This is a genomic window from Sphingopyxis sp., from assembly GCF_025869345.1.
Lineage (GTDB): Bacteria > Pseudomonadota > Alphaproteobacteria > Sphingomonadales > Sphingomonadaceae > Sphingopyxis.
The window spans coordinates 162,757-169,484 of the sequence record NZ_JAOZVW010000117.1 but is presented as its reverse complement, the minus strand read 5'-3'; the positions used below and the strand labels follow the sequence as shown (position 1 = coordinate 169,484).

Annotated in this window: 6 protein-coding genes; 3 read left to right on the top strand and 3 right to left on the bottom strand. The window is 68.6% G+C overall.

The features are described 5' to 3' along the window. Nucleotides 1–145 precede the first annotated feature (145 nt). From OJI97_RS12540 to OJI97_RS12530, 3 genes are all read right to left on the bottom strand, one after another. Entirely contained in the window at nucleotides 146–2,944 is a 2,799-nt protein-coding gene (locus tag OJI97_RS12540; RefSeq protein ID WP_297663929.1) for a DUF3857 domain-containing protein, read from the bottom strand. A 94-nt stretch (nucleotides 2,945–3,038) separates the two neighbouring features. Then, nucleotides 3,039–4,436 carry an amino acid permease gene (locus OJI97_RS12535; protein WP_297663927.1) on the bottom strand — a complete coding sequence of 466 codons (1,398 nt, stop codon included), beginning with the start codon at nucleotides 4,434–4,436 and terminating at the stop codon, nucleotides 3,039–3,041. 285 nt (nucleotides 4,437–4,721) lie between these two features. After that, entirely contained in the window at nucleotides 4,722–5,009 is a 288-nt protein-coding gene (locus OJI97_RS12530; RefSeq protein ID WP_297663926.1) for a 4a-hydroxytetrahydrobiopterin dehydratase, read from the bottom strand. Between the two features lie 51 nt (nucleotides 5,010–5,060). Between OJI97_RS12530 and OJI97_RS12525 the strand changes: the two genes are divergently transcribed. From OJI97_RS12525 to OJI97_RS12515, 3 genes are read left to right on the top strand one after another with little or no spacing between them, the layout of a single operon-like run. Then, the gene (locus tag OJI97_RS12525; protein WP_297663924.1) at nucleotides 5,061–5,492 is read left to right on the top strand and encodes a metallopeptidase family protein; all 432 of its coding nucleotides are present in this window, start codon (nucleotides 5,061–5,063) and stop codon (nucleotides 5,490–5,492) included. Then, nucleotides 5,489–6,073 carry a heme ABC exporter ATP-binding protein CcmA gene (ccmA, locus tag OJI97_RS12520; protein ID WP_297663921.1) on the top strand — a complete coding sequence of 195 codons (585 nt, stop codon included), beginning with the start codon at nucleotides 5,489–5,491 and terminating at the stop codon, nucleotides 6,071–6,073. The genes OJI97_RS12525 and ccmA overlap by 4 nt, the downstream gene beginning before the upstream one ends. After that, entirely contained in the window at nucleotides 6,070–6,717 is a 648-nt protein-coding gene (locus tag OJI97_RS12515; RefSeq protein WP_297663920.1) for a heme exporter protein CcmB, read from the top strand. The genes ccmA and OJI97_RS12515 overlap by 4 nt, the downstream gene beginning before the upstream one ends. Nucleotides 6,718–6,728 lie beyond the last annotated feature (11 nt).

Sequence of the window (6,728 nt, the reverse complement as noted above, 5' to 3'; positions counted from 1 at the left end):
ACCCACTTTCTTTTCCCCCCCCCCCCCCGCCGGTTGGTGTGGCCCTATGTGGCCCCACCCACCCCCCGGGGTTTGCCCCGATGGGTGTCTCGACTTCGCTCGACACGAACAGGGTTGGATGATGCCCGATTTAATGCACGATGCCCTAAGGCTTCAGCCCGAAGCGTGCATAGTCGCGCTCGGTCGACGGCGACATCCGGCGCACGATGGCAAGGTCGGCGGCGGCGTCCGCTCCGCGCCCCGTCCGTTTGTAAACGAGCGCGCGCAGGAAGCGGCTCGATCCCATGGCCGGCACCTGGAGCAGCGCCGCGTCGAGGTCGCGCAGCGCATCCTCGTCACGCCCCATGCGCATCCAGACGAGCGCGCGGCTGTCGAGGATCGCGGCGCTGCTATCGCTGAGTTCCATCGCCGATGTGCAATCCTTGAGCGCGGTATCGAGCGCGACGTTGCGCGTCGCCTTGATCCAGCAGCGCTGGTTGAGCATCGCGGGGTTGCCCGGCTTGGTCGCGATCAGTGCGTCGAGTTCGTCGATCGCGGCCTGCGCATCGCCATATTCGCCGACCATCGCCGCCTTCGCCATGCGATAATCGTCGCGCGTCTTGCCCCCCAGCGCGATCCGGTCGTCGAGCATCTTCGTCGCCGATGCGACGTCGCCGCGCTCGGCGGTCAGGTTTGCGACGGTCGATATGGCCTCGATCGACGAGGGGTCGAGCTTTCGCGCCGCCTCGGCATCGGCAAGCGCTCCGGCGATGTCGCCCAGTTCGCGCCGCGCGCCCGCGCGCGCCAGATAGGCATCGGCCGAGGGGAGCAGCGCGATCTGCCGGGTCAGCGTCGCCACCGCGCTCTTGTAATCGCCGATTCCCCGCTCGAACGACGCGCTGCTGGTCAGCGCGGTGATATTCTCCTCATCCGCCTCGGCCGCCTGCTTCTTGTAGATAGCCTCGATCGCGTCGACCTGCGAGCGCGAGGCCGCCTGCGCGAGGTTCCAGCGCCGCGTCGCGGTTTCCGGCGCGACGAGACGCGGCGTGCGCGCGAGGATCGTCGCCACCTTGTCGCGCTCGGCGGCGACCCCGGCCGCCGGAATCTCGATTCCCGAAGAGGTCAGCGTCTCGTCGACACTGAGCGTGCCGTCCGCCAGCGTCACCGACCGATCGACGTCATAGCCGGCGAAGCGATCGTCCAGCGGCGCCATGCCGTCGATCGTATAGCCGCGCCCGCCATCGGGCAGCTTGACGCGGAGCCGGTAGCGCGCCCGGTCGGGAGCGGACGTCACGACCGGAATATCGGCCCACGCCGCGCGGGCGCGGTCGGGCTCGAACGCAACCAGGTCGGGCACGCGCGAAATCCAGCGCTCGGTGCGCAGATCGTGGCGTTCCCACCCCGATGCGAACACGCCGCGCGCCTTGATCGCCACGCTGCCGTCGGCGGTGTCGGGGGTCGCGGTCAGCGTGTCATATTGCGCCTCGCCGACATAATGCTTGAGGAATTGCTCGTAGAGATCGCGCGCTTCCTTCGGCCCGAGCTGCGACCCCGCCAGCGTCAGCAGATTGGCGAGCTGGCCGCGCACGACCATATCGAGATCGATCACCGACGGCAGGTCGATGCTGCTGCTTTCGTCGGCGGCGATCTGAAGGTCGACGGCGGGCCGTGCCGGGGCGTGGAGTTCGATCCTCACCGGCTCCGCGCCCGCGACGCGAACGGGCAGCACATAGCCGAGCGCGGGGGTGTCGCGAATGTCGCCCAGCCGGGTGCCGAGCATCGTTCCGTCGAGCCACAAGCTGTCGCCGCCGATCGTCGCGTGCACCAGGACATGGTTGAAGGCGAGCGCACTCGGCACGCGCGACGGCACCATGTCGCCGAGCGACGCGTGCGCCATCACCGGTTCGGCCTCGATCTTCATTTCGCGCAGCATCGCCAGCAACAGCAGCGTCTTCGCCTTGCAGTCGCCATAGCGCACGTCCCACGTCTTGGCCGGCGACTGCGGCACATAGTTGCCGCCGTCCATCCCGACCGCAAGATAGCGGACCTTGTCCTGCACCAGTTGCAGTGCCATCGCCGCGCGCTTCACCGGATCGTCGGTCGCCGCCATGATCGCGGTGACCTCGCCCGCCAGCGGGCTGCCCTCCGCGATCGTGCCTTCGGTGGCATAAAGCGGCGCCATCACCTTCGACACATCGGCCCAGCTCGTAAAGGTCGACGCCTCGATGATCGGCAGGCGCTGATAACGGACCGGCGCGTCGTCGGGCATTTCGGCCGGCTTGGGCAGCGGCAGGGCGACCGGCAGTTCCATGAAATCGCCATTGCGCCGCGCCTTGGGTTCGGCGCCGCCCGCAAGGATTTTCCACTGCGCCGCTTCGTCGGCGCGCCACGACAGCTTGTAACCCGCCTGCGCGGTCCGCACCGGTTCGGCGACCAGCGGCAGCATCGCCTGCGCCCGCCCGCCGAGCGCACCGTCCTTGACCGTCGTCGACATGCGCAGCCGCAGGATGTCGCCGGCGCGCAGCCCCTCGACCGGCAGCGTCGCCGACAGGATGCCGGTCAGTTCGCGCTGTTCGAGCGATTGTTCACGGCGCAGCACGGTGAATTTCTGCCCGCCCGCCAGCGCGTCGATCTCCGCCCCGTCGCGCAGGATCACGAGCTGGTGGATGATCAGGTCGCCCTTGTCGGGCGCCCAGGCCACGGTGATATTGCTATATTGCGATAGTTCTTCGGGGGTGCTGAGCTTGATCGCGGTGTCGGCGTAATTCCACACCGTGGCGCCGTCGATACGCTGCTGGAAATCGAGGACCGCGATCCCGCCGGTCACGCCTTGCGGGTCGGCCAGCTTCACCGGGGTGACCCACGCGGGTGCGGGCTCGTAAAGCGGCTGTTCGCCCGCCATCGCCACGCTCGCCGGTGCGACCAGCATCGTCGTCGCCAGCGCAAACCGCCCCCATCGGGTCATCGCCCCATTCCCCCGTCCTCAAATGCCCTTTGCCCTGCCTGCATGGGCAAGGCGTTCAATGCAACCGCTTTTGCATCCGAAACGCGACCGCCGGTCAGGCCACGATGGCGTTGCGCCGGGCGTAGAGGAAATAGACGGCAAGCCCCGCGACGTTCCAGACACCGAACCAGAGCTGCGTCTTCACCGGCAGGCTGAGGAAGAGGTAGAAACAGCCGAACACCGCGATGGTGCCGACGATCCACGGCATCGGTGCGCGAAAGGTGCGCGGCGCTTGCGGAGCACGGCGGCGCATGATCAGCATGCACACCGACACCGCCGTGAAAGCGGCGAGCGTCCCGGCATTGGCGAGCGCCGCGAGTTCGTCGAGCGGAATGAAGCCCGCGAGCACCGCGACGACGATCGCGGTGAAGATGGTGATCCGCACCGGCGTCCCGCGCGCCGACACCTTGGCGAGGCTCGCCGGGAGCAGCCCGTCGCGCGCCATGGTGAAGAAGATGCGGCTCTGTCCGAAGAAGAAGGCGAGGATAACGGTCGGCAGCGCGACGACCGCCGAAATGCCGAGATACTGCGCAGCGCGCGCCTGCCCCAGTTCGCGCAGGATCAGCGCCAGCGGCTCGGGACTGTTCGCGAAGCGGCTGTAAGCGATGGCGCCGACCGCCGCGACCGCGACGGCGACATAGATGATGACGCAGGCGACCATCGACCCGACGATCCCGATCTTGAGGTCGCGGTCGGGATTCTTCGTTTCCTCGGCCGCGGTCGCGATCGCGTCGAAGCCATAGAAAGCGAAGAAGATGATCGCCGCCGCCGCCATCACCCCGCGCTCGACGCCGTCGGCGCCCATATGCTTGGCAAAGCCATAGGGGCTGAAGGGCTCCAGATTGGCGGCGTTGAAGGCGGGAAGCGCCACCGCGACGAACACGACCAGCGCGGCGATCTTCACCAGCACCAGGATCGCGTTCACCGTCGCGCTCTCGCGGGTGCCGAACAGCAGCATCCCGGCGACGACGGCGATGATCGCGATCGCCGGCAGGTTGACGATGCCGCCAAGCTCCGGCCCCTGCATCAGCGCCATCGGCACGTCGGCCCAGGCGTGGAGCAGCGGCGCCGCATAGCCCGACCAGCCGACCGCGACCGCGCTCACCACCAGCGAATATTCGAGGATCAGGCTCCACCCGACGACCCAGGCGATCAGTTCGCCGATCACCACATAGCTGTAGGTATAGGCGCTGCCCGACGCCGGGATCATCGTCGCCATCTCGGCATAGGCGAGCGCCGCGCAGGCGCAGATCAGCCCCGCGATGGCAAAGGACAGGATCACCGCCGGCCCCGCCTTGTCGGCGCCGACGCCGATCAGCGTCAATATGCCGGTGCCGACGATCGCCCCGACCCCCAGCGCGACGAGATGCGGCCAGCTCAGCGTCCGCGCGAGGCCCGCGCCGTGCGGCTGATCCGGAACGATCGCCTTGCGGCGCAGCAGGCTGTCGGACATGCGGTGGCTCTCCCTGTTTCCCTGGCGCTGCTTGTAAGGGAGTGGCGCGTCAGCGCAAGATAACAACAAGAGAGGCCGGGATGGGAGGCGGAAGTTTTATATCCCCTCCTCTTCAGAGGAGGGGCAGCGAGGCTTGGCAGCTTGCTGCCTAGCCGCAGCGGGGTGGTGGCCGAAAGCAAGCGCTCGCCGCATACACCACCCCGCTGCGACTAACGAGCAAGCTCGTAAGTCTCGCTGGCCCCTCCTCTGAAGAGGAGGGGCTTAGGATGCCCGCAATGGTTGCCCTCAAAGCAACCCCTCGATCGCCTCCGCCAGCTTGGCGTCGCGCTCCGACAATCCGTCCGCGTCGTGCGTCGTCAGCACTATATCGACGCGGTTGTAGACGTTCGACCATTCGGGGTGATGATCCATCTTCTCAGCGATGATCGCGACGCTCGCCATGAAGCCGAAGGCCTGCGCGAAATCGGCGAACTGGAACCGCCGGGTCATCGCGTCGCGCGCCGCGTCGTGCGTCCATTCGGGAAAGCGGACGAAGAGCGCCGCGCGCTCGGCATCGTCGAGTTTCCGGACCATCTCTTTTCTCCCGCTGGTAAAGGCCGAGCGCTCGCCATAAGGAAGGGCGCGATGAGTGACAACCACGCCCTGTCCACCAATCCGCCCGGCGCCTGGACCGCGGCCGCCCCCGACGCCGACGCGATCTTCGCGATGGCCGAGGCGGCGCTCGAAACGCTGCCCGACGTGTTCCGGCCGCATATCCGGGGCGTGGTGATCGCGGTCGAGGAATTCGCCGACGACGAAACCCTCGCCTCGCTCGGCATCGAACATCCCTATGATCTCACCGGGCTTTACGAAGGCCGCCCGCTGACCGAGCGCAGCATCGACCAGAGCGGCGGGATGCCCGACCGGGTGACGCTCTACCGCATCCCCATCCTCGTCGAATGGATCGAGGAAGGCGAGCGGCTCGACACGCTGGTGCGCCATGTGCTGATCCACGAGATCGGTCATCATTTTGGCTTTTCCGACGACGATATGCACGCGCTCGAGGACATGGCGTGAGCGAACTGCTGCAACTCGACAGCATAGCGTGCATCCGCGGCGACCGGCTGCTGTTCGAGGGGCTGTCGCTGGCGCTGGCGCGCGGCGACGCGCTGTGGCTGCGCGGCCCGAACGGCGCGGGCAAGTCCAGCCTGATCCGGCTTGCGGCCGGACTGCTCCGCCCCGCCGCCGGCACGGTCACGCGCCGCGAGCGCATCGCGCTGATCGACGAGGCGGCGGCGCTCGACCCCGAACTTCCGCTGCGCCGCGCGCTCGATTTCTGGGCGCGGGTCGACACCGTCGACGGCCATGCGGTGGACCGCGCGGTGGCCGACATGGCGCTGGCGCCGCTTTCGGATGTGCCCGTCTCGATGCTCTCGACCGGCCAGCGCAAGCGCGCCGCGATGGCGCGCGTGATCGCCAGCGGCGCGCCGATCTGGCTGCTCGACGAGCCCGCGAACGGCATGGACGACGCGGCGCAGGCGCGGCTGGTCGGTGCGATCGCAAGGCATCGCGCGAACGGCGGCGCGGTGCTGCTGGCCTCGCATTTTGCGCTTGGCGTGCCCGACCTCGCCGAACTGGACATGGGGGCGCTGGCGTGACCGCCCTTCTCGCCCTCTTCTGGCGCGACCTCCGGCGCGCGTGGGGCAGCGGGGCGCTGTGGCTGCCGGTCGTCTTCTTCCTGCTCGTCGCAACCGCCTTTCCCTTTGCGGTCGGTCCCGACGCCCCCTTGCTCGCGCGCACCGGCGGCGGGATGATTTGGGTCGCGGCGCTGCTCGCGGCGCTGCTGCCGATCGACCGCCTCGTCCGCCCCGACCGCGAGGCGGGGGTGCTCGATCAGCTCGCGGTGCGCGGCTTCGCCGACGAAGCGATCGCCGCGATCAAAATCGCCGCGCACGCCATCGGTTTCGGCCTGCCGCTGCTGATCGCGCTGCTCCCCGCCGCCGCGCTGCTCGCGCAGGATGCGGCGCGGGTCGAAACGCTCGCGGCCGGACTGCTGATCGCAATCCCCGCCCTCGCCTCGCTCGCGGTGCTGAGCGCGGCATTGACTGCGAACCTCAAGGGCGGGAGTGCGATCGGCGGGCTGCTCGTCCTGCCGCTCGCGGTGCCGCTGCTGATCTTCGGTGCCGGGATGCTCGACCCGTCGGGGCGCGGCGCGGTGAAGCTGCTCGGCGCGGCGAGCCTGCTGCTGACGGTGATCGGGCCATTCGCCGCGGGCGCTGCGCTGCGAGGATTGAGGGAATAGCCGCCGCCTCC

What these genes read in the sequence shown, in the direction of transcription:
- OJI97_RS12540 (WP_297663929.1), bottom strand. Translation starts at nt 2,944, where the DNA reads ATGACCCGATGGGGGCGGTTTGCGCTGGCGACGACGATGCTGGTCGCA.
- OJI97_RS12535 (WP_297663927.1), bottom strand. Translation starts at nt 4,436, where the DNA reads ATGTCCGACAGCCTGCTGCGCCGCAAGGCGATCGTTCCGGATCAGCCG.
- OJI97_RS12530 (WP_297663926.1), bottom strand. Translation starts at nt 5,009, where the DNA reads ATGGTCCGGAAACTCGACGATGCCGAGCGCGCGGCGCTCTTCGTCCGC.
- OJI97_RS12525 (WP_297663924.1), top strand. Translation starts at nt 5,061, where the DNA reads ATGAGTGACAACCACGCCCTGTCCACCAATCCGCCCGGCGCCTGGACC.